This window comes from Bacillus sp. AFS077874 (assembly GCF_002566505.1).
In the GTDB taxonomy this organism is placed as follows: Bacteria; Bacillota; Bacilli; order Bacillales; family Bacillaceae_G; genus Gottfriedia.
In genome coordinates this window covers 1-20,354 of sequence record NZ_NUYF01000051.1, presented here as the reverse complement: position 1 = coordinate 20,354, position 20,354 = coordinate 1, and the positions used below count along the sequence as shown (strand labels likewise).

General features: G+C 35.1%; 19 protein-coding genes and 2 tRNA genes. All 21 read left to right on the top strand.

The annotated features are described in order from the left end of the window. Window positions 1–51: 51 nt before the first annotated feature. The 21 genes from COJ46_RS21205 (at window position 52) to lysS (ending at window position 20,055) form a co-directional block, all read left to right on the top strand. Window positions 52–522: a S1 domain-containing RNA-binding protein gene (locus COJ46_RS21205; protein ID WP_056474447.1), complete on the top strand. Its 471-nt coding sequence runs from the start codon at window positions 52–54 to the stop codon at window positions 520–522. Window positions 523–676: 154 nt separating this feature from the next. Continuing rightward, window positions 677–753: transfer RNA gene (locus COJ46_RS21200), tRNA-Met, on the top strand. A gap of 11 nt (window positions 754–764) precedes the next feature. Continuing rightward, window positions 765–836: transfer RNA gene (locus COJ46_RS21195), tRNA-Glu, on the top strand. 331 nt (window positions 837–1,167) lie between these two features. Further along, window positions 1,168–3,642 (top strand): stage II sporulation protein E, encoded by a 2,475-nt coding sequence (gene spoIIE, locus COJ46_RS21190; RefSeq protein WP_097979260.1) that lies wholly within the window; start codon window positions 1,168–1,170, stop codon window positions 3,640–3,642. Window positions 3,643–3,721: 79 nt separating this feature from the next. Further along, window positions 3,722–4,456 carry a VWA domain-containing protein gene (locus tag COJ46_RS21185; protein ID WP_097979259.1) on the top strand — a complete coding sequence of 245 codons (735 nt, stop codon included), beginning with the start codon at window positions 3,722–3,724 and terminating at the stop codon, window positions 4,454–4,456. After that, the gene (locus COJ46_RS21180) at window positions 4,425–5,546 is read left to right on the top strand and encodes a protein kinase domain-containing protein (protein WP_097979284.1); all 1,122 of its coding nucleotides are present in this window, start codon (window positions 4,425–4,427) and stop codon (window positions 5,544–5,546) included. The genes COJ46_RS21185 and COJ46_RS21180 overlap by 32 nt, the downstream gene beginning before the upstream one ends. 71 nt (window positions 5,547–5,617) lie before the next feature. Then, window positions 5,618–7,006 carry a tRNA lysidine(34) synthetase TilS gene (gene tilS, locus COJ46_RS21175; RefSeq protein WP_097979258.1) on the top strand — a complete coding sequence of 463 codons (1,389 nt, stop codon included), beginning with the start codon at window positions 5,618–5,620 and terminating at the stop codon, window positions 7,004–7,006. A 9-nt stretch (window positions 7,007–7,015) separates the two neighbouring features. Beyond that, window positions 7,016–7,555 carry a hypoxanthine phosphoribosyltransferase gene (gene hpt / locus COJ46_RS21170; protein WP_097979257.1) on the top strand — a complete coding sequence of 180 codons (540 nt, stop codon included), beginning with the start codon at window positions 7,016–7,018 and terminating at the stop codon, window positions 7,553–7,555. Window positions 7,556–7,636: 81 nt separating this feature from the next. Then, window positions 7,637–9,553 (top strand): ATP-dependent zinc metalloprotease FtsH, encoded by a 1,917-nt coding sequence (gene ftsH / locus COJ46_RS21165; RefSeq protein WP_098566262.1) that lies wholly within the window; start codon window positions 7,637–7,639, stop codon window positions 9,551–9,553. Between the two features lie 257 nt (window positions 9,554–9,810). Next, a complete protein-coding gene (locus COJ46_RS21160) occupies window positions 9,811–10,575 on the top strand; it encodes a type III pantothenate kinase (RefSeq protein ID WP_097979255.1) in 765 nt (254 codons plus the stop codon). A gap of 13 nt (window positions 10,576–10,588) precedes the next feature. After that, window positions 10,589–11,464: an Hsp33 family molecular chaperone HslO gene (hslO, locus tag COJ46_RS21155; protein ID WP_097979254.1), complete on the top strand. Its 876-nt coding sequence runs from the start codon at window positions 10,589–10,591 to the stop codon at window positions 11,462–11,464. A 154-nt stretch (window positions 11,465–11,618) separates the two neighbouring features. Then, a complete protein-coding gene (cysK, locus tag COJ46_RS21150) occupies window positions 11,619–12,539 on the top strand; it encodes a cysteine synthase A (RefSeq protein WP_097979253.1) in 921 nt (306 codons plus the stop codon). Between the two features lie 147 nt (window positions 12,540–12,686). Continuing rightward, window positions 12,687–14,117: an anthranilate synthase component I family protein gene (locus COJ46_RS21145; protein WP_097979252.1), complete on the top strand. Its 1,431-nt coding sequence runs from the start codon at window positions 12,687–12,689 to the stop codon at window positions 14,115–14,117. Further along, window positions 14,114–14,701, top strand: coding sequence for an aminodeoxychorismate/anthranilate synthase component II (pabA, locus tag COJ46_RS21140; RefSeq protein WP_097979251.1), 588 nt, complete (start codon window positions 14,114–14,116; stop codon window positions 14,699–14,701). Before COJ46_RS21145 ends, pabA begins: the two co-directional genes overlap by 4 nt. Next, window positions 14,698–15,570, top strand: a complete 873-nt coding sequence (pabC, locus tag COJ46_RS21135; RefSeq protein ID WP_098566261.1) for an aminodeoxychorismate lyase — start codon at window positions 14,698–14,700, stop codon at window positions 15,568–15,570. Before pabA ends, pabC begins: the two co-directional genes overlap by 4 nt. Before the next feature lie 65 nt (window positions 15,571–15,635). Next, window positions 15,636–16,409: a dihydropteroate synthase gene (gene folP / locus COJ46_RS21130; RefSeq protein ID WP_097979283.1), complete on the top strand. Its 774-nt coding sequence runs from the start codon at window positions 15,636–15,638 to the stop codon at window positions 16,407–16,409. After that, window positions 16,402–16,764 (top strand): dihydroneopterin aldolase, encoded by a 363-nt coding sequence (gene folB, locus COJ46_RS21125; protein ID WP_056474411.1) that lies wholly within the window; start codon window positions 16,402–16,404, stop codon window positions 16,762–16,764. Before folP ends, folB begins: the two co-directional genes overlap by 8 nt. Continuing rightward, a complete protein-coding gene (gene folK, locus COJ46_RS21120; protein WP_097979249.1) occupies window positions 16,761–17,258 on the top strand; it encodes a 2-amino-4-hydroxy-6-hydroxymethyldihydropteridine diphosphokinase in 498 nt (165 codons plus the stop codon). The genes folB and folK overlap by 4 nt, the downstream gene beginning before the upstream one ends. Next, complete coding sequence (locus COJ46_RS21115) at window positions 17,210–17,410, top strand: helix-turn-helix domain-containing protein (protein WP_056474403.1); 201 nt, start codon at window positions 17,210–17,212, stop codon at window positions 17,408–17,410. Before folK ends, COJ46_RS21115 begins: the two co-directional genes overlap by 49 nt. Window positions 17,411–17,440: 30 nt before the next feature. Next, on the top strand, window positions 17,441–18,439 hold the full coding sequence (gene dusB, locus COJ46_RS21110; RefSeq protein WP_097979248.1) for a tRNA dihydrouridine synthase DusB: 999 nt from the start codon (window positions 17,441–17,443) through the stop codon (window positions 18,437–18,439). A gap of 134 nt (window positions 18,440–18,573) precedes the next feature. Beyond that, entirely contained in the window at window positions 18,574–20,055 is a 1,482-nt protein-coding gene (lysS, locus tag COJ46_RS21105) for a lysine--tRNA ligase (protein ID WP_097979247.1), read from the top strand. Window positions 20,056–20,354: the final 299 nt, after the last annotated feature.

Here is a 20,354-nt window from a genome sequence, read left to right as displayed (position 1 = left end):
ATATAATATAGTAAATCCAGTTAAACATTTTTAAGGAGGAGCATTTTTTTTATGTCAATTGAGGTAGGCAGCAAAGTTAGTGGGAAAGTTACAGGGATTACAAATTTTGGTGCTTTTGTAGAGTTACCAGAAGGAGTAACTGGGCTTGTTCACATTAGTGAAGTAGCTGACAACTATGTTAAAGATATTAACGAACATTTAAAAGTTGGCGATGAAGTAGAAGTAAAAGTAATCAATGTTGAAAAAGACGGTAAAATCGGTCTTTCAATCAAAAAAGCGAAAGAACGTCCACCAGTTAAAGAGGGAGAGCGTGAGCAAAGACCTCGTCAAAGCAGACCTTCATATGGAGGCGGCGGTGGTGGTAACCGTGGCAAAAATCAAAACCGTTCGGATCAACGTCCGGTTAAAGAAACATTTGATCAAAAAATGAGTAAATTTTTAAAAGACAGTGAAGACCGTCTAGCTTCATTAAAACGCAACACAGAATCTAAACGTGGTGGCCGTGGAGCTCGTCGAGGCTAATTTCCTACCTTTTCAGGACATAAATAGGTATATAGAACACGCACTCTTTAATGGGTGCGTTTTTGTATGAAAAAAATAATAAAATAACTTTTGCAAAAACTGTTGACGGGTAATTAGTACCATGATAATATAAATCTTGTCGTTTAAAGATAATGGCGGTGTAGCTCAGCTGGCTAGAGCGTACGGTTCATACCCGTGAGGTCGTGGGTTCGACTCCCTCCGCCGCTACCATTCCCTTTAACGGCCCGTTGGTCAAGCGGTTAAGACACCGCCCTTTCACGGCGGTAACACGGGTTCGAATCCCGTACGGGTCATACAACAACAAAAACGTTTGGTCTCTATAAGAGAGGCTAGGCGTTTTTTTTCTTTTTCAGGAACATGCGTCTCCGTCTCTTAATCCCATTCTTCATTCCATACTTTCTCTCTTTATTCTGAATTTCGATTGACATAAAATTTAATAATTGCGTTTCTTTTACCCTATTAGAGAAATTATGCTGCAAGCTTTTCTCATATTTTGTAAAACAGTTGTACGTAAAAGCTTTTTCCGTCGAAGAAAACTTTTAATTGCCTTTGTCATTTTGACATATTCCTTCAATTGGACAAGTTAAAATATGTTCAATAAACCAATTCGGATGAGGTGGAAATATGACGAAACTGCAAAGAGGGTCTTCTAATTCTTCAGCAAGCTTGGTCCCTACTAATGGATTTCAATCAGTATTTCGGCAATCTTCTAAATCAATTAAATCCAAATTAGAGAGAGCATTCTTTGACTTTGGGTTACTAATCTTTTTAACGGGATTTTTATTAGGACGAGCGTTGATACTATCACATATACTCCCGTTTGTATTACCGTTTTTTGCCTCAGTTTATATGATGAAACGTGAGCGTACAGGAATAGCTTTTGTTGCTCTTATGATCGGTTCATTAACTGTATCAATTGAAACGGTTAGTTATGCATTTGCCACAATTATCCTATTTTTTATCCTTAATATTTTCTTCGCTAGAGTTAAACGACATTATATAGGTTTAGTACCTTTTCAAGTTTTTTTATCAGTATTTATTAGTCATCTATTAATTACTTATGCTTTTCAACAAGAAGTTTTGATGTATGATGTTTTGATGGCATCAGTTGAAGCGGGATTAAGTTTTATTTTAACGATGATCTTTTTCCAAAGTGTACCTCTACTCGCTATTCCTAAAAGAAAACAGCTTTTAGGTGTTGAAGAAATCGTCTGTTTAGTTATTCTTTTAGCTTCAGTTGTGACGGGGACGACTGATTGGTATATTCAAGATTTATCTATTCAGCATATTGTTACTAGATATATCGTCTTACTATTTGCCTTCGTAGCTGGAGGAACGGTCGGTTGTACAGTAGGGGTTGTAACGGGCCTTATACTAAGTTTAGCGAGTGTTTCGAGTCTGTATCAAATGAGCTTATTAGCATTCTCTGGATTACTTGGTGGCCTCCTTAAAGAGGGAAAAAGATTAGGTGCGGCAGCTGGTCTATTAATTGGGACATGCCTCATTAGCTTTTATGCTGAGAAACAATCAGATATTATTTTTTCAATCATTGAATCAGTAATAGCGATTGTCTTATTCTTAATAACACCATCTTTCCTACTTAAACAATTAGCTAAACTAGTACCAGGAACAGAAGAACATTCTACAGATCAACAACAATACTTGCGTAAAATAAGAGATTTGACAGCCAATCGGATTACTCAATTTTCAAACGTGTTTGAAGCCTTATCTGCAAGTTTTTCACAGCCTAGCCAGTTTGCGCATATTGAGGACGAACTAACTGATGAAGAACTATTTATTTGTAGTATTTCAAATAAGTGCTGTAATAGTTGTATGAAAAAGGACCATTGCTGGTCAAACAATGGTGACCGAACATATCAATACATGGAAAATATGATGCATTTAGTTGAAAAGGATCAGCTCATTAAGAATGGCCAATTTATGAGAGAGTGGGAGAAGTATTGCCAACGCTCTTCAAAAATGGCCGATTTAATGAAGCAAGAGGTTTTCTACTTCCGTGCAAATCAAAGACTTAAAAAACAAGTTCAAGAAAGTAGAAGATTAGTGGCAGAGCAATTGCGTGGGGTTTCAAAAGTAATGGTCGATTTTGCAAAAGAGATTCAACGAGAAAAAGAAAATCATCAATTACAGGAAGACCAAATCCTACAAGCTTTATTAAACTTTGGAATTGACGTTAGCCAAGTAGAAATTTATAACTTAGAGCAAGGTAATATCGATATAGATATATTAATTCCATTTGAAAACGAGTACGGTGAATGCCAAAAATTAATTGCGCCAATTCTATCAGATATTTTAAAAGAGACGATTGTCGTATTAAAAGAAGAGGCAGCGACAATACCAAATGGAGGTAATTACTTAGTTACATTTGGATCAGATAAGGCATTTGTTATTGAAACCGGGGTTGCGACTGCAGCTAAAGGTGGAGGCTTTATATCGGGTGATGCGTTTAAAATAATGGATGTTGGAGCAGGAAAGCACGCTATTGCGATTAGTGATGGCATGGGAAATGGTGAGCGAGCTCATATTGAAAGTAATGAAACACTTAAACTACTTCAAAAAATATTAAATTCTGGTATTGAAGAAACCGTCGCTATTAAATCGATTAATTCAATTCTATCTTTACGTACTACTGAAGAGGTCTTTGCTACACTAGATTTAGCGATGGTCGATTTACACGATGCTTCAGCAAAATTCTTAAAAATTGGTTCATCGCCAAGCTTTGTGAAACGAGGCAAACAAGTAATCAAAATTGAAGGTAGTAATTTACCAATTGGGATCATTGATGAATTTGATGTAGAAGTCGTAAGTGAGCAGCTTAAAGCTGGAGACTTATTAATTATGATGAGTGATGGTATTTTTGAAGGTCCTAAACATGTTGAAAATTACGAAATGTGGATGAAACGTAAAATAAGTGAATTTGAAACGGATGATCCACAATCAGTAGCAGAATTGTTACTCGAGGAAGTTATTCGTTCGAATACAGGTGATATTAATGATGATATGACAGTTGTGGTTGCTGTTGTTAAACGAAACTTGCCAGAGTGGTCATCTATCTCATCATATAGTGCAATGGCTTAGTAAAATAAAATAAATAAAGGTTTATCCCCTCCCGTAATTGGACAAAATGGTAACAACTTTTACGCGGAGGGGATTTTGTATGTATAAGGGAAAGTTAAAACAAATTCTATTAATAACTGATGGTTATTCAAACCATGGTGAAGATCCGTTAGCTGTTTCAAGCCTAGCACAAGAATACGGTATTACAGTAAATGTAATTGGAATTTTAGATGAAAATGTACAAAGTGGTGACGGTTTAAAGGAAATCGAGGAAATTGCCAGAGCGGGTGGAGGGATTAGTCAAGTCGTTTACACAAAGCAACTTTCTCAAACTGTCCAAATGGTTACTAGAAAAGCGATGACACAAACAATTCAAGGATTTGTTAATAAAGAATTAAAGCAAATATTAGGCGATAGCAATTCGATAGAATCACTGCCTCCTTCAAAGCGAGAAGAGGTATATGAGGTTGTAGAGGATATCGGTGAAACTGTAGGTTTAGAAGTTATTATTTTAGTAGATACGAGTGCTAGTATGAAAGACAAACTAGAAACTGTTAAGGAATCATTATTTGATTTACAAATTAGTTTAAACTCAAGAACAGGAGAAAATGCCTACTCGTTATTTATATTTCCCGGGAAACATGACGATGTAGATAAATTACTAGATTGGACACCTAAGTTAGAAAAACTAAACACAATTTTTCCTAAGTTAACGATGGGCGGTATGACGCCAACCGGACCTGCTCTACGTGAGGCTTTAAACTATTTTAACGAACAAAACTACGATAGAGGTAATAATGGTGATGATGAACAATCAATTGAATGGGCAGATTAATTTAGCGCCTGGGACTCTCATTACTGGAAAGTGGAATAAAAACAAATACGAAATTAAGAGTTTACTTGGAAATGGAGCAAATGGAACAGTTTACCTAGCTTCTGGAAAAACTGGAGATGTTGCTATTAAGCTGAGTAAAGATTCTACTAATATCACGAACGAAGTAAATGTTTTAAAAAAAATCACACAGGTCCAGGATTCAATCCTTGGGCCTTCTTTTATCGATGTAGATGACTATATAAATCCAGGAACAAATGAATGCTGCTATTACTATGTTATGGAATACGTTAATGGTGTAAGTTTACCTAAATTTATTGAAAGAAATGGAATGGAATGGAGTAGTATTTTTATCATACAAGTTTTGTCATTGTTAGATAAATTGCACCATAAAGGCTTTATTTTTGGGGATTTAAAAACAGATAATCTACTAGTTACGAAAGAACCAAATAAAATCCAGTGGATTGATTTTGGAGGAGTTACTCAAATTGGACGTGCAGTTAAAGAGTTTACGGAGTTCTTTGATCGTGGTTACTGGGGCTTAGGTTCTAGAAAAGCAGAAGTTTCCTATGACTTATTTGCTGTTACGATGATTTTTATCCACTTGCATTGTAAAAAGCAGTTTTTAAAAAACGGGTTAGGAATAGATCAAATAGAACAAGTAATAACGCAAACACAAACCCTTAATCCATATAAAGAATTTCTAATGAAGGGATTAAGAGGAGAGTATGTTAATGCAAGTGCTATGAAACAAGCTCTATTAATGTATGAACAAAAGATAAATGCTACAAAAAAGAAGAAGAGTAAAAAGGATCAAGCTACTACAGCACAAACGATGAATCAAACAAGGCAATCGAAAAAGCAAAATCAGACTGCTAATCAATCAACACATTCAAAAAAAAATAGCCAGTCTACAAATCAACCTAGAAATTCAACTAGTCAGAATCAAAAACCTAACCAATCAACACAGACAAGAGCAGGGAACAACGTCCAAGTGAAGCAAAAGAAAAAAAGAATTCACTGGTTCGAAACATCGACCATTCTCTTGTTAATGGGCTTGGCCTATGCATTATATTTTTATTATCAGCTGTAAATTATAGTACTCCAAGTGTGTGAATGGTAACATATAGATATGAATTTTACTTTCATTAGGAGTATAGGTAAATGGTAATTAATCAATTAAGGGAATTTATAAAACAAAACAATATTATCAGAAATAGTGTAATTGTGATCGGTGTATCTGGAGGTCCAGACTCGATGGCGTTAGCTCATTCTTTTTTATCAATTAGAGAGGAATATGAGTTCTCGATTATTATTGCACATGTAGATCATATGTTTAGAGGGCAAGAATCTTTAGATGATTTGGAATATGTTAAGAACTGGTGTCTCCAAAATAACGTTCAATATGAAGGTAAGAGTATAAATGTGAATCAGTATATCGAGGAAACGGGATTAAGTAGTCAATTGGCGGCAAGGGAATGTCGATATCGTTTTTTTGACGAAACGATGAAGAAATATAAAGCGAATTATTTAGCGCTAGGTCATCACGGAGAGGACCAAGTTGAAACGATTTTGATGCGGTTAGTAAGAGGTAGCTCGCAGGTCGGTTACGCTGGCATTAGGGAAAAGAGATCTTTTAGTACAGGCGAAATTATTCGTCCATTTTTAAGTTTAAGAAAACAAGCATTAACTACATATTGTTATGAACAAAGTATTATCCCTCGAACAGATCCAAGTAATGATAAAGATGTTTACACGAGAAATCGATTTAGACATCATATTCTACCTTTTATTTTTGAAGAAAATCCAACTGCACATAAAAGATTCCAGCAGTTTAGTAGACAGCAATTGGAAGATGATCTATATTTAATGGAATTAACTGAAGACGCAATGAATACAGTTATAAAAAATAAAGAAAAGCAAGCAGTCACTATTGACGTTCAACAGTTTTTAAATGTGCCTATATCTTTACAAAGAAGATGTATTCAACTAATATTAGATTATGTCTACCTATCTATCCCCAAAGGCTTGACACAAGGGCATCTTAATTCAATTCTGACATTATTACGAAATGAAAAATCTAAGTGGGAGCAGCATTTGCCTGGAGGACTTTTTGTCACACGCTCATATAATGAATGCCTCTTTACATTCGAACAAGTGAATGTGAAGGATTATACTATTTCTATTAATGAGCCTGGCGAGTACGAACTACCAAATGGTTTTTCAATTAAAGTTGAATTAAACAATCAATGTTTTGAACAAAAAAATGACATGTTTATTTGTTCTGTCAAGGATGTTTCTTTTCCACTCATTGTTCGGAATCGAAAGAATGGTGATCGAATGTCATTAAAGGGTATGAATGGGTCAAAAAAGTTAAAAGATATATTTATTGATGAAAAAATGAAACAATCATTACGTGATGAATGGCCAATAATTACGGATAGTCAAAATAATATATTATGGGTACCTTTCGTAAAGAAATCTGCATTTGAAAGAAATTTTTCGACAGATGAGTCACTCATTGCAATACAGGTGGTTTCTAAGAGTTTCTAGGAGGAAAAAATGAAACAAGACATTCAACAAGTATTAGTAAGTGAAGAGGCAATTCAACAAAAAGTAGTAGAATTAGGTGCAGTACTAACAGAAGAGTACAAAGACCGCTTTCCACTAGTAGTGGGTGTTTTAAAAGGAGCTCTTCCGTTCATGTCTGACCTTATCAAGCATATTGATACATATATCGAAATTGATTTTATGGATGTTTCTAGTTATGGACATAGTACAGTTTCTTCTGGTGAAGTAAAAATTGTAAAAGATTTAAATACTTCTGTTGAAGGAAGAGATGTAATCATTCTAGAAGATATTATTGATAGTGGTCTAACTTTAAATTATTTAGTTGAACTATTTAAACACCGCAAAGCTAATACAGTTAAAATCGTTACTTTATTAGATAAGCCAAGCGGACGTAAAGCAAATATCGAGGCTGATTTAGTTGGTTTTGAAGTACCAGATGCTTTCGTAGTAGGGTATGGTTTAGATTATATTGAACGTTATCGAAATCTGCCGTATGTTGGCATTTTAAAGCCTGAAGTTTACACGAAATAAGTCAAGTTTTATTCGTTTGTTTACATGGTATAACTATGCTACTATATAAAGTAATTAAATTGAAAGAGAGGAGGTTTGGAATTGAATCGAATTTTCCGTAATACAGTCTTTTACATATTAATCTTCTTAGTTGTGATTGGTGTTGTTACATATTTCAATGGGCCAGAATCTCAAGTTAAGAAAGTAAGTTACGATACATTTTATACTAAGTTACAAAAAGGAGATGTTAGCAGTTTAACATCTATCCAACCTAAAAATGGAGTGTACATAGTAAGAGGTCATTTTACAGATGTAAAAAAAGGCGAATCTTTCCAAACTCAAGTACCAATTAGTGACGAAACGACAAAAATAGTTAACAAAGCAGTTGCTGACTATAAAATAAAGGCTAATTGGAATCCAGCTGAAACAACAAGTGCATGGGTGCAAATCTTCACTTCACTCATTCCATTTGTAATTATTTTCATTCTTTTCTTCTTCCTAATGAATAATGCACAAGGTGGCGGAAGCCGTGTTATGAACTTTGGGAAGAGCAAAGCTCGTCTTTATAATGACGAGAAAAAGAAAGTACGATTTAAAGATGTTGCAGGTGCAGATGAAGAGAAGCAAGAGCTTGTAGAGGTAGTAGAGTTCTTGAAAGATCCTCGTAAATTTTCTGAATTAGGTGCAAGAATTCCTAAAGGGGTACTATTAGTAGGACCTCCTGGAACAGGTAAAACATTATTAGCGAGAGCTGTTGCTGGAGAAGCTGGAGTTCCATTCTTCTCAATCAGTGGTTCAGATTTCGTTGAAATGTTTGTAGGGGTCGGTGCTTCTCGTGTTCGTGATTTATTTGAAAATGCGAAGAAAAACGCTCCTTGTATCATATTTATTGATGAGATCGATGCTGTAGGTCGTCAACGTGGCGCTGGATTAGGTGGAGGTCACGATGAGCGTGAACAAACATTAAACCAGTTACTTGTTGAAATGGATGGTTTCGGTGCTAACGAAGGTATTATTATCATCGCTGCAACAAACCGTGCAGATGTTTTAGACCCAGCGTTATTACGTCCAGGTCGATTTGATAGACAGATTACGGTAGATCGTCCAGATGTAATAGGACGTGAAGCGGTATTAAAAGTACATTCAAGAAATAAACCATTGTCACCAGAGGTAGACTTAAAAGCTATTGCTCAAAGAACTCCTGGTTTCTCTGGTGCAGATTTAGAGAATTTATTAAACGAAGCGGCATTAGTTGCGGCTCGTCGTGATAAAAAGAAAATCGATATGCTTGATATTGACGAAGCAACTGACCGTGTAATTGCGGGACCTGCTAAGAAAAATAAAGTTATATCTGAAAAAGAGCGAAAAATTGTTGCATTCCATGAAGCTGGACATACGGTTATCGGCCAAGTGTTAGATGAGGCTGAAATGGTTCATAAAGTAACAATTGTACCTCGTGGTCAAGCTGGTGGTTATGCTGTAATGCTTCCAAAAGAAGATCGTTACTTTATGACAAAACCAGAATTGCTTGATAAAATTACAGGTCTACTTGGTGGACGTGTTGCTGAAGAAGTGGTATTTGGTGAAGTAAGTACAGGAGCTCATAATGACTTCCAACGTGCAACAGGTATTGCTCGTCGTATGGTTACTGAGTTCGGTATGAGCGATAAACTAGGTCCATTACAGTTTGGTCAATCTCAAGGAGGAAGTGTATTCCTTGGTAGAGACTTTAATAATGAACAAAATTATAGTGATAAAATTGCTTATGAAATCGACGTTGAGATTCAAACAATCATTAAAGAATGTTATGCAAAGGCAACTGATATTATTAAGACGCATCGCGATAAATTAGACTTGCTTGCTAACACTTTATTAGAAGTAGAAACTTTAGATGCAAAAGGAATTAAGAGTCTTTGGGAACAAGGTACACTTCCTACATCTCCATCTTCAAATGATGAGATTAAAGTTAACATTTCTAAAAAGAAAGATGAACCAACTGAGCCTAAAATCACTGAATAAAAAATTAAGAGTGTCTTTATAGACACTCTTAATTTTGTTTATTGGTGAAAAGTCAAGTAAGCCAAGACCATGGGGAAATTAGGTTCATTGAAGCGTTTTAATAAACCAAAACGATCCATGTCCACAGCAGAAAGCATCTATTTTTAAACTACTATCAACTTGTGTTATCATTATTTTTATAGTGATTAAAAAATGTACTTGAGACAAAAAATATAAAATAAAAGTTTTATTTTTGAAATGGAGAGACGGTGGAGTATATGTTATTTGTAATCGATGTAGGAAATACAAATACTGTTTTAGGTGTTTACCAAGAAGATGAGTTAATACATCATTGGAGAATTGAGACGAATCGTTATAAAACGGAAGATGAGTACGGTATGGTCATTGGTTCATTACTTGAATATGCAGGTATTGGTTTTGATGAGTTTCATGCAGTTATTATTTCATCAGTAGTCCCACCGATTATGTTCTCACTGGAAAGAATGGCAACAAAATACTTTAAACAAAAGCCACTAATCGTTGGTCCTGGTATAAAAACAGGTTTAAACATAAAATATGATAATCCGAAAGAAGTTGGCGCAGACCGAATTGTTAATGCCGTTGCTGGAATTGCACAATACGGAAGTCCGCTGATTATTGTAGATTTCGGAACAGCTACTACATATTGTTATATAGATGAAAATAAAAATTACATCGGTGGAGCAATTGCACCAGGCATCAATATTTCAACAGAAGCACTCTATACAAAGGCTTCAAAACTGCCTCGTATAGAGCTTTCAAGACCTTCTAATATTGTCGGTCGTACAACTGTAGAAGCAATGCAGGTTGGAATCCTATATGGTTATGTCGGTCAAGTTGAAGGCATTGTAAAACGAATGAAAGATCAAGCAAAGGTAGAACCTACTGTTATAGCAACAGGCGGACTTGCATCATTAATATCTAAGGAATCGGATATCATTGATGTCATGGATCCATATTTAACATTAAAAGGTCTACATTTAATTTATAAACGAAATTCATAAAAAGGGGTACAACATGAAAGATTATTTAGTAAAAGCATTAGCTTTTAACGGTGAAGTCCGTGCATATAGCGTTAGATCAACAAATATTGTAAAAGAAGCTCAAGAACGTCATGACACTTGGTCAAACGCTTCTGCTGCATTAGGTCGTACACTAACAGCTGCTACGATGATGGGTGCTATGTTAAAAGGCGATGAGAAGTTAACTTTAAAGGTTGAAGGTAATGGTCCTATTGGCCATATTTTAGTCGATAGTAATGCAAAAGGTGAAGTCCGAGGATATGTTCAAAATCCACATGTACAAACTGAACTTAACAAACATGGAAAAATTGATGTAGCAAAAGCGGTGGGGACTGTAGGTACAATCTCAGTTGTTAAAGATATTGGTATGAGAGAACCTTTCACAGGCTCAGTACCTATTGTATCAGGTGAACTTGGTGAAGACTTTACTTACTATTTTGCTGTATCTGAACAAACACCTTCATCTGTAGGTGTCGGCGTATTAGTAAACCCAGATCATTCGATTTTAGCAAGTGGAGGATTTATTATTCAAATCTTACCTGGCGCTAGTGAAGAATGTATCACGAAAATTGAAAATCGTTTAAAAACGATTAAACCAGTATCTAAACTAATTGAAGAAGGCCTGACTCCAGAAGAAATTTTATATGAAGTGTTAGGAAAAGAAGAAGTTAAAGTTTTAGAAACGATGGATGTAAAATTCCAATGTCAATGCTCAAGAGAGCGAATTGAGGGTGCTCTTTTAAGTATTGGTAAACAAGAATTAGAATTAATTTTAGAAGAGGATGGAGAAGCAGAGGTAACGTGTCATTTCTGTAATCAACCTTATCATTATTCTGGTGAACAATTAAAAGAATTAATTAACAAATTGTAGGTGAAAATTAAAGGGATTTGTCGAGCTTTCTTTTCATAATTTATTATGAATTTCATACAAGTTATGTATAGGAGAAAGTAATTGACAGATTCTTTTGTTTTTTACATAATGTATATTAAACAGGTCAATATACTAGGAATTAGGAGTGGATGAAATGAAAGTTGCAAATTCAGTTTACGAATTAATCGGTAGAACTCCAATTGTAAAACTTAACAGATTAGTAGACGAGGACAGCGCGGAAATATACTTAAAACTAGAGTTTATGAATCCTGGTAGCAGTGTTAAAGATCGTATTGCTCTTGCGATGATTGAGGATTCTGAGAAAAAAGGTTTAATAAAACCAGGTGATACAATTATTGAACCAACTAGTGGAAATACTGGTATCGGATTAGCAATGGTAGCAGCTGCTAAAGGTTATAAATCAATTCTAGTAATGCCAGAAACAATGAGTATTGAGAGACGAAACTTATTACGTGCATATGGCGCAGAATTAGTTCTAACTCCAGGCCCTGAAGGAATGGGAGGAGCAATTCGTAAAGCTGATGAATTAGCAAAAGAAAATGGATATTTCGTTCCACAACAGTTTAATAATATTGCAAATCCTGAAGTCCACCGTTTAACAACTGGTCCTGAAATTGTTGAGCAAATGGGAGACCAACTTGATGCATTTATTTCAGGAGTAGGTACTGGAGGAACAATCTCTGGTGTAGGAGCTGTTTTAAAAGAAGCTTACCCTGGGATTAATATTGTCGCTGTTGAACCTGAAGACTCTCCAGTTTTATCAGGTGGTAAACCAGGTCCACATAAAATTCAAGGTATTGGAGCAGGTTTTATACCTGAAACATTGAACACGGATATTTATGATGAAATCGTTAAAATCAAAAATGACGATGCAATGGAGACAGCTAGAAAAGTAGCAAAAGAAGAAGGTATACTTGTAGGTATCTCTTCTGGTGCTGCAATCAGTGCTGCATTACAAGTTGCAAAAAAACTTGGAAAAGGTAAAAAAGTACTTGCGATTATTCCAAGTAATGGAGAGCGTTATTTAAGTACAGCATTATTCCAATTTGAGTAATTTTTTTTTGGTGGATTAAATGATAAATTTAAAATCCCTTTGCTAGCTGCAAAGGGGTTTTTTGTTTTTCCATAAAATGCTTTGATGTATACTTCCTACTTTTTGTGTAAAATGAAAAAAGAAGCGCTATCAGAGGGGGATATTCACATGAATTATGAAATCTTTTCAAAAGTTATCAATTATACTACACCTTTCTTTAAATACTTTGTAGAAACGGCAAAAGAGAAAAAGAATGCCGTACTTCTTGAGAGTGGTCGTGACGGACGATATTCAATTATGGCATCTAATCCTGTTGCGAAGTTATATGGAAAGGATAATAAATTAACGGTCGAAGTAGGGATTGAAGAGTGCTCTGAAAAAGTGGAGTATGAAGGAAATCCAATTGATTTAGCAAAGGAATATCTATCTAAATACACAGTGGAAAAAAGAGATGACCTACCACCATTTCAAGGCGGAGCAATCGGTTATTTCACATATGACTGTAACCATTATATCGAAGACCTACCAACAATGGCTGAGGATGTTTACAATATTCCAGATGTTTATTTATTAATCTTCCATGAAGTGGTTGTTTTTGACCATCAAGAAAATCAATTATATTTTATTGTTATAGATGAAATGAATAATGCTGTTAAGGCACAAGAACGAATTGACTCTTTAGAAGAATTCTTCATTAGTGAAATAGAGCAAATTGATTTATCTAGAAGAATTTCTACCGAAGAGGTTGAAAAAACAATTTATATGTCTGAACAAAAATTTACGGATGCTGTTGGAAACGTTAAAGAATATATCAGTGCGGGGGATGTATTCCAGGTGAATTTATCCGTGCTACAATCTGAGACGCTTGTAACAGATCCACTGTATATATATGAGCAGCTTAGAGAAATAAATCCTTCACCATATATGTCCTATTTAGATTTTGACGAGTTTCAAATTGTTAGTTGCTCACCAGAGCTATTAGTAGCAAAGCGTGATCAAGAAGTTTGGACAAGACCAATTGCAGGTACAAGGTCTCGTGGTAAAACAGTTGAAGAAGAACAACAACTGATGGAAGAACTACGTTCAAATGAAAAAGAACAAGCTGAGCATATTATGCTAGTTGATCTAGAGCGCAATGATTTAGGAAGAGTATGTGAATATGGAACTGTTGAAGTAGACGAACTATTAGTAATCGAAAAGTATTCGCATGTAATGCACCTTGTTTCAAATGTTAGAGGTGAGCTACAAAAGGATAAAGATTCATTTGATTTATTAAAAGCAGTATTTCCCGGGGGAACAATAACAGGAGCTCCAAAAATCCGTACGATGGAAATTATTGAAGAACTAGAACCAACCAAGCGTGGCATTTATACAGGTTCTGTTGGATGGATTAGCTTCACAGGAGATATGGAGTTAAATATTACGATTCGAACAATGATTACAAAAGATCAGCAAGCATTTGTACAAGCTGGTGCTGGTATTGTTATTGATTCTAATCCAAAACATGAGTATTTAGAAAGTCTTAAGAAAGCTCAAGCTTTATGGACAGCTAAGAAAGTAAGCGAAGAAAAAGCAAAGTTGGGTGGGAATGTAAAATGATATTAATGATTGATAATTATGATTCATTTACCTATAATCTAGTTCAATATTTAGGCGAATTAGGTGAAGAGTTAATTGTAAAACGAAATGATGAAATTACTTTAGAAGAAATCGAAGCATTAGCCCCGTCTTATTTGATGATTTCACCAGGTCCTTGTACACCGAACGAAGCTGGAATCAGTTTAAAAGCAATTGAACACTTTGCTGGGAAAATCCCAATTTTAGGCGTATGCTTAGGTCACCAATCAATCGCTCAAGTGTTTGGAGGAGACGTAGTGCGTGCAGAACGCTTAATGCACGGAAAAACATCGGCAATTACACATGAAGGTTTAGGATTATTTAATGATTTACCATCACCAATTGATGTTACACGATATCACTCTTTAATTGTAAAAAAAGAAACGTTCCCTGAGGAGCTTGAAATAACAGCTTGGACGAATGAGGGAGAAATCATGGCTTTAAAACATAAGACATTACCGATTGAAGGAGTACAATTTCACCCGGAATCGATTATGTCACAATTCGGTAAAGAAATGCTTAGAAACTTTTTACAAGCATATAAACCGTCTAGGAGTACAGTATGAAACTATATTTTAATGGAGAATACTTGAACGATCATGAAGTGAAAATATCTCCATTTGATCATGGCTTTTTATATGGCTTAGGAGTATTTGAAACATTTCGGATCTATAATGGGCATCCATTTTTATTATTTGATCATTTAAAGCGTTTAAGAAAGTCGTTATTGAACCTGAATATCGAGTGGAATTTGCTAGATGAGGAAATACAAACGATTTTAAATAGTTTAATTGAATTAAATGGATTACAAGATGCGTATATACGTTTGAATGTTTCAGCAGGTGAAGGTGAAATAGGTTTATACACTGGTAAATATTCGAATCCAAATACCATCATTTTTATTAAACCTATGCATGAAAGTAATATCTTAGAGAAAGAAGGGGTAATACTAAATACCCCTCGAAACTCTCCTGAAGGAAAAGAGCGATTAAAGTCTCATCATTATTTAAATAATATTATCGGGAAAAAAGAGATTGGTAACTCACCAAATATAGAAGGAATCTTTTTAAACGAAGATGGGTTTCTTTCAGAAGGTATCGTTTCAAATCTCTTCTTTATTAACCAAGATCGATTATATACACCACACGTTGATACGGGAATTTTGAATGGGATAACGAGACAGTTCGTGATTCATTGGGCTAAATTAAAAGGGATGACAGTTGAAGAGGGCTTCTACACGGAGCAAGAGCTGTTTAAAGCGGATGAAATATTTATTTCAAACTCAATCCAAGAAATTATTCCCGTTACAGTAATTGGCGAGCGGCTCTTTAATGTTAGTGAAAGTAGCATAATAAAGGATTTGCAAAAGGACTATAGACTGCACCGAAAATCCTTATTAAGCATGAATGAAATGGAAAGAAGTGAACAAGCGTGAGAAGAGCAACAAAACCCTTGATTTGTGGAAATTACTCATTACCAATTCAGAATGAAACTATTGTAATGGGGATTTTAAATGTAACCCCGGACTCGTTTTCTGATGGTGGTCGATACAACGAGATTGAATTAGCGATACAACATGCAAAGAAGTTAATTGCTGATGGAGCAAAAATCATAGATGTAGGTGGGGAGTCGACAAGACCTGGGGCTGCCATAGTTGACGAAGACGAAGAGTTAAGAAGAGTTGTTCCGATTATTAAAGCATTATCTAAAGAAATTGATGTGCCAATTTCCATTGATACTTATAAATCTGAAGTGGCAAAACAAGCCGTTGAAGCTGGCGCAACAATCATTAATGATGTTTGGGGGGCAAAGAAAGACCCTAAAATTGCTGAAGTGGCTGCTGCGTACAATGTTCCAATTTGTTTAATGCACAATCGAACAGATGAAAACTATTATAGTTTAATGAGTGATCTTGTCTGTGATTTAGTTGAAAGTATTAGTATAGCAAAACGCGCAGGCGTAAAGGATGAAATGATTATTTTGGATCCAGGTGTTGGTTTTGCGAAATCAGCTGAGCAGAATTTAGAAGTTTTAAACCAAATGGAGCAAATCAAAGCGCTAGATTATCCTGTGTTACTTGGTACTTCTAGAAAAAGGTTTATAGGGGAGGTTCTTGGTACTGAAGTACATGAGCGAATGGAAGGTACAGGGGCTACAGTCTGTTTAGGTATTACGAAAGGCTGCGAAATTGTACGAGTACATGATGTATTAGCGATTTCCCGTATGGCTAAAATGATGGACGCTATGTTAAAGATTGGAGTAAAAAATGGATAAAATTTACGTAACAGGTATGAGGTTTTATGGATACCATGGTGTATTTAAAGAGGAGAAAACATTAGGGCAACGATTTAATGTGGATTTAATTGTCGAATTAGATACAAAAAAAGCAGGAGAAACAGATGATTTGGCGTATTCAGTAAGTTACGCAGACTTATTTAAAACCTGCGAAGAAGTAGTTCAAGGTCAGTCTTATGATTTAGTTGAATCAGTGGCTGAAGAAATTGCCAAACAAATATTAAATACATATGATTTAATTCAACAATGTACTGTAAAAGTCATAAAACCAGATCCACCAATACCAGGACATTATGATTTTGTAGCAGTTGAAATAACAAGAGGTCGCATATGAAAAATGAATCATATTTAAGTTTAGGAACAAATATAGGCGACCGAGAAGGTTTTCTTACAAAGGCAATTAGGGAATTAGAGAATCATCCCGACATTCAAGTAGAACAAATCTCTTCTATCTATGAAACAGACCCAGTTGGATACACAGACCAAGATCCATTTTTAAATCTCGTTATTAAAATTTCTACCAATTTGACACCACTTCAATTACTTGATGTTACGCAAGGAATCGAAAAAGGTCTTGGCAGAAAAAGGGAATTGCGTTGGGGTCCAAGAACGATAGACCTTGACATTTTACTCTATAATCACGAAGATATAGAAGTTGAGCACCTAAGAATACCGCACCCGAGAATGTTTGAAAGAAGCTTTGTATTAATCCCCTTAAAAGAAATTAACCAATCAATTAAGGTTGAAACTAAATTTTTAGAGGATAAAGGAGTTCGATTATGGAAGCTGAAAAGTGGGGTAGACGGATTAGGGCTTTTAGAAAATTAAAAGGTTTTACCCAAGAAGGCTTTGCAAAAAACCTTGGAGTTTCTGTTTCTGTGTTAGGTGAAGTTGAGCGAGGGAATCGTATGCCGACTGAACAATTTTTGCATGATTGTGCAAAACAATTAAAAGTAAGTGTAGAGGAATTATCAATATAGAGTTTTATTGTAATAGAAGGAGGATGGGATGTGCTGAAAATTGGTGACATCGAGATGAAAAATCCCGTCGTATTAGCACCGATGGCCGGAGTTTGTAACTCAGCTTTCCGTTTAACCGTAAAAGAATTTGGTGCAGGTTTAGTTTGCGCAGAAATGGTAAGTGATAAAGCAATTCTTCACAATAATAAAAGAACATTAGATATGCTTTATATGGATGAACGTGAAAAGCCATTAAGCTTACAAATTTTTGGTGGTGAAAAATCAACATTAGTTGAAGCTGCTAAGTACGTTGACGAAAATACGAATGCAGATATTATTGATATTAATATGGGATGTCCTGTTCCTAAGATTACAAAAGTAGACGCAGGAGCTAAATGGCTTTTAGACCCAAACAAAATTCATGAAATGGTATATGCTGTAGCACAGAATGTAAGTAAACCAGTTACAGTTAAAATGCGTCTTGGATGGGATGACGATCATATTTATGTTGTAGATAATGCAAGAGCAGTTGAAGCAGCGGGTGGAAAAGCAGTTGCGGTCCATGGACGAACTCGTTATCAAATGTATGAGGGGAAATCTGATTGGAGCTGGATTAAAGAAGTTAAAAATCAGGTTTCGATTCCTGTAATCGGTAATGGTGATGTGGAGACTCCTCAAGATGCTAAGCGTATGTTAGATGAAACAGGCTGTGATGGTGTAATGATTGGTCGTGCTGCATTAGGAAATCCATGGATGATTTATCGTACTGTTAAATACTTGGAATCTGGTGTATTAATGCCTGAACCAGAAGCACGTGAAAAAATTGATGTCTGTTTATTGCATTTAGATCGTTTAATTGATTTGAAAAATGAACATGTAGCTGTAATGGAAATGAGAAAACATGCAGCATGGTATTTAAAAGGTTTGAAAAGCACTGCATTAGTTCGAAATCAAATTAACGAGGTTAGTACTCGTACCCAAATGGTTGAAGTATTAACAACATACGTTAATGAAGTGGAAGAAAAAATGAAAGCTACTCAAGCTTTGTAAGTTTGACAGGTTTCGCTTGACAAAATATAATAAGTTATAGTAAACAAAACTGCCAGATCGAAATACTGGCAGTTTTTCTATTAAAATCATATTGTATTTAAATATTTATTGAATAATTACGTGGAGTTGAGAAAATGAGTCACGAAGAATTAAATGATCAAGCCCTTATACGTAGGGAGAAATTAAAAACACTTGAAGGAAAAGGTATCGATCCATTCGGTAAAAAGTTTGTGCGCACACATTCTTCAAATGATTTATTAGCACAATTTGACCAGTTTTCTAAGGAAGAATTAGAAGAAAAAGCGATTGTTGTTTCATTAGCAGGTCGAGTAATGACTAAACGTGGTAAAGGTAAAGCCGGATTTGCACATGTTCAAGATTTAAATGGACAAGTTCAAATCTATGTTCGTAAAGATGCTGTAGGCGAAGAACAATATGAAATCTTTGATATTACTGATTTAGGTGACATTGTAGGTGTTACTGGTGTGGTATTTAAAACGAATGTAGGGGAATTATCTATTAAAGTTAAAGAATATACATTCCTTTCAAAAGCGTTATTACCACTTCCTGATAAATTCCATGGTTTACAAGATGTTGAACAACGTTACCGTCAAAGATATTTAGATCTAATGAATATGGATAGCCGACAAACATTTATTGCTCGCAGTAAAATTATCCAATCTATGAGACGTTATTTAGATAGCCAAGGTTATTTAGAAGTTGAAACTCCTATGCTACATGCTATTGCAGGTGGAGCTTCTGCAAGACCGTTTATCACTCATCATAACGCGCTTGATATGGAATTATATATGCGTATTGCAATTGAGTTACACTTAAAACGACTAATTGTAGGTGGACTTGAAAAAGTTTATGAAATTGGTCGTGTATTCCGTAATGAAGGTATTTCTACTCGTCATAACCCAGAGTTTACGATGATTGAATTATATGAAGCTTATGCTGATTATGCAGACATTATGGAACTTACTGAGAATCTAATTGCTCATATCGCTAAAGAAGTTTTAGGTACTACTACTATTCCTTACGGTGAGTACACAGTCAACCTAGAGCCAAAATGGACTAGACTTCATATGGTAGATGCGATTAAAGAAGCTTGTGGAGTAGATTTCTGGCCAGAGATGTCAGTTGAGCAAGCAAGACAATATGCTAAAGAACATAATGTTGAAGTTAATGAGAATATGTCTGTTGGTCATATTATTAACGAATTCTTTGAACAAAAAGTTGAAGAAACATTAATTCAACCTACATTTATTTATGGACACCCTGTAGAAATTTCACCGCTTGCGAAAAAGAATGCTGACGATCCACGTTTTACTGATCGTTTTGAGTTATTTATTGTGGCACGTGAACATGCTAACGCATTTACAGAGTTAAATGATCCAATTGACCAAAAAGAGCGTTTTGAAGCACAGCTTAAAGAACGTGAGCTTGGTAATGACGAAGCACATATGATGGATGATGATTACATCGAAGCATTAGAGCATGGTATGCCACCAACTGGTGGTCTTGGAATAGGTATTGATCGATTAGTTATGTTGTTAACTAATTCTCCTTCAATCCGTGACGTTCTATTGTTCCCATTAATGAGACATAAATAAGATTTAACGAACTGGCTAAAGGAATACTTTTAGCCAGTTTTTTTATGATTGGATGTATCTTTTTAATAGAATAAGGACATCATTTATTTATTGGAATCTGGTAGAAACTATCTGAATAAAAAGAATTTAAAATTAGGTATTGTATTTTGTTTTTATAGGTGTTATATTATTAAACGTTGTCACATTAATACGAAATGACAACGAAAAAAACTTTTAAAAAAAACATTGACAACATTCAAGATAAAATGTTAAGATGTTTAAGTCGCCTCAGAGCGACAAGGTGAACTTTGAAAACTAAA